The 3,369-nt window shown below is 69.9% G+C and carries 3 protein-coding genes; all 3 read right to left on the reverse strand.

All coding sequences use genetic code 11. The features are described from left to right. Positions 1–99: 99 nt before the first annotated feature. Positions 100–708 (reverse strand): YbhB/YbcL family Raf kinase inhibitor-like protein, encoded by a 609-nt coding sequence (locus ABB28_RS17270; RefSeq protein WP_057687592.1) that lies wholly within the window; start codon positions 706–708, stop codon positions 100–102. Positions 709–713: 5 nt separating this feature from the next. Continuing rightward, positions 714–2,783: a tetratricopeptide repeat protein gene (locus ABB28_RS17275; protein ID WP_057687593.1), complete on the reverse strand. Its 2,070-nt coding sequence runs from the start codon at positions 2,781–2,783 to the stop codon at positions 714–716. 68 nt (positions 2,784–2,851) lie between these two features. Further along, positions 2,852–3,369: alpha/beta fold hydrolase family protein (locus ABB28_RS17280; RefSeq protein WP_484600293.1), on the reverse strand; the 518-nt coding region annotated here is incomplete at its 5' end.

Raw genomic sequence — 3,369 nt, forward strand, 5'->3', positions numbered from 1 at the left:
GAGGCCCGCAGGAGCGGCTTCTGCCGTCCCCCGCCAACCCACCCCGCCCCGCCAACGCAACAGCCCTGCAGCTGTTGACGTTGACGTTGACGTCGCGTTTTACAGCGAAGGATTCAACGTATAAGTGCCATGCAGTGATGCTTCGGCCAGCACGTGGCCCTGCATCGCGCGATGCACGTCGCCGGCGTTGAACGGCGTTGGCAGCTCCAGCGTCGCCACGTCCAGCGCGAACACGCGGAAGAAGTAGCGATGCACGCGTTCGTCGTTGAACGGCGGATACGGGCCGTCGTAGCCCAGGTAGGCACCGGCCATGTCCGGGTTGCCGGCAAACCAGCCGGTGAAATCATTCAGTCCCTGGCGGCTGCCCGCCGGACCGGCCGGCGCGGTCTTGCCCTTGGCCACGAAACCATCGCTGCAGCTGCCGGCAGCGAGCTCGCGCACGTCGGCGGCGATGTCGGCCATCACCCAGTGCACGAAATCACACCGCGGCTGGTCGCGCGGGATGGTCATGTCGGTGCGGCCGACGGTGTCGGCGACCGTCGGGACATCCGGGTCCACGCAGATCAGCGCGAAGGAACGGGTGCCCTCAGGCACCCCGCTCCACGCCAGCTGCGGATTGCGGTCCGGGGCGAAGCCATCGGCATCGCCGGCAGCGAATTCGCGCGCGATCGCCGCGCCGTTGCCCAGGCTGGTGCTGGTCAGTTGCATGTGGCTCATTCCTCCGGGTACCCGAGGCGCACCGCGACCGGGGTCAGCAGGTCGATCGCCGCCCCCATGACCTCGCGGTAGTTGCGCCAATGGCCGCTCGGCAGGCGCGGCGGTCCGATGTTCGGTGCCACTGGCAACTGCACGCCCATCACCTCGCTGAGCAGCAGCGCCATCGCCTGCGGATCGTTGCCGGCCGCATCCACGCGCACCAGCACGTGCGGGTACAGATCCTGCTCGTTCAGCACCGCGACCTGGGTCAGCGCGCGGGCCAGCCATTCGGCAGCTTCCTGCAGGCTGGTGATCGCCAGCTGTGCGCCGGAGCCGTAGGCGATCCAGTCCAGCAGCATGTCGCGCGGATCACGCAGCACCACCAGCAGGCGGCCCTGCGGCAGCGCCGGGCGCAGCGCCCACAACAAGGCGTTGTCCCAGAACAGCAGCCAATCGATCACGGTGTCGTTGGACAGGCCGCGCGACGGCAGGCGTGCGCGCCAGCCATCGACCAGCCCCTGCGGCGACAGCTTGCCCGAGGCCAGGTCCTGCAGCGTGTTGTAGTTCTGGAAGGCGTCGTCCGGCGGCGTGGCACCGAAGCGGTCGACGCGCACCAGTGGACTGGCCGCGCTGAGCGCGCTCATCACTTTTTCGACGTTCGAACCGGGAGCGCCCCACAGGAACATCGGGCGCGATGCCAGCTCCGGATCGACCTCGCCAAGTGCCGGCCAGCTGGCCGGCGCCTTGGCCTGCGGCGGCAGCGGCAGGCGGTTGGCCACGTTGTCGGCATGCAGCTCAAGCCAGGTGCGCAGTGCTTCGCGCGGCTGGCCGCCACGGTCATGCACTTCGCCCAGCCAGGTGCGCAGGTCTTCCCGGGCACGTCCTTCGGCGGCGTCCACCATCTGCTGCACGCGGGCCGCTGCGGCAGCCGGATCGCGCTGCACCAGGCCGTCCACCAGCCGCGTTGCACCGCTGACGCGGCCCGGCTCCAGCGCCAGGATGCGTTCGGCCATCGCTTCGGCTGCGTCGTGCTCGCCGGTCATGTCGTGCAGGCGCATGCGGGTTTCCAGCGCCGGCAAGTGCGCCGGCATCGCCGCCAGCCAGCGCTCGCCCACTGCCACGGCGCCTTCGCTGCCCACGCCTTCCACCGACAGGCGCGCCAGCCACAGGTTGTGCAGCTGGTCGTGGTCGGCCAGCACCGCATCCAGTTCGCTGCGCGCTTCGTCGTCGCGGCCCAGGCGCTGCCACGCCATCAGCAGCAGCTGCAGCAACTGCGGGTCACCCGCATTGGCGGCCAGCAGCGGGCGCAGGTGGTCACGCGCCTGCAGCGGCTGGCCGGACTGCAACGCCAGCTGCGCGGCGAAACGGCGCATCGCCACGCTGTCCTGGCCGGGCTGCTGCAGGGCCTGCTCGATCAGCTCGGCGGCCGCGGCGGGGTTGTCCTGGCGCAGCGCCAGCTGCACCAGCAGCCCGTGCAGCGCGGTCATCTTCGGGTTGAGCACCAGCACGCGGCGGAACGCCTGTTCGGCGAAGGCCAGCATGTCCTTGCGCAGGTACGCCGTGCCCAGCGCGTAGACGATGCGCGGGTCGTCCGGCAGCGCGCGCACGGCGCTGGACAGCTGGGCCAAGGCCTCGTCCAGCGCGCCACGACGCAGCGCCACCATGCCCGACAGCGCCACCACTTCCGGGTTCTCCGCATCCACGCGCGCGGCCAGCTTGAGCTGCTTTTCGGCCTCGTCCACGTCATTGCGGGCCAGCGCCAGGTGCGCCTGCATCAGGTAGGCCGACAGCTCGTTCGGATTGAAGCCGGTGGTGCGCCCGAGCGCCGCTTCGGCGGCCTCGAACTGGTGCAGCGCCAGCAACAGGCCGGCGTGCTGCAGGTGCAGGTCGGCATCGTCCGGGGAGAGCGCAAGCGCACGCTGCAGGCTTTCGACCGCGGCCGGCAGCTGGCCCTGCTGCTGCAGCGCCAGCGCATGCCAGCGATGCGCCTGCGGCAGCTGGGGCTCATCGGCGATCCAGCGGGTGGCCAACTGCACGGCCTGGTCGGCGTCATGGCGACGCAGGGCTTGGAGTATCTGTTCTTGCATGACGGGTCCGGCTGGAGTGCAAACCCGCATTGTAACGACCCTGACCCCGCGTGCCGCCGGCGCCGGGTTCAGCCGCCCCGGGCCGCCTGTCCAAGGTGCTGGGCGACCCAGCGCTCGGAAAACCCATCACCCCGCCAGTTTTCCAGGAAGCCACAGTGGCCACCCCATTCGGCGGTCTGCAGGCTGGCCGACAGCGGCAGCTGCCAGTCATTGAAGGTGACATAGGGAATGACGGGGTCATCCTTGGCCATCAGGATGTCCGCCGGCACCTGCAGGCCCGCCAGCCGCTCGCCGGCGATGGAATAGCCATCGAAATAGGCCTGCAGCGAACCGTAGTCGGTGTGGTGCTCGACCAGCCAGGCGGTCAGCGCGCGGATATCCAGCCGCAGCACGCGCTCATCCCAATCACTCAGCTCGGGATAGACCGCCTGTTTGCGCCGCAGCGATCCAGCCCACTTGCGGCGGAAGTACCAGTCGTACATCGCCGGGCCGTTTTCGATGCTGTCCATGGTCAGGCCGGGATCCAGCACCGGGCACACCGACGCCACCCGTTGCAGCGGCACGCCGGCGCTGCGCGCGCCCACCG

The organism is Stenotrophomonas chelatiphaga (assembly GCF_001431535.1).
GTDB classification, from domain to species: Bacteria; Pseudomonadota; Gammaproteobacteria; order Xanthomonadales; family Xanthomonadaceae; genus Stenotrophomonas; species Stenotrophomonas chelatiphaga.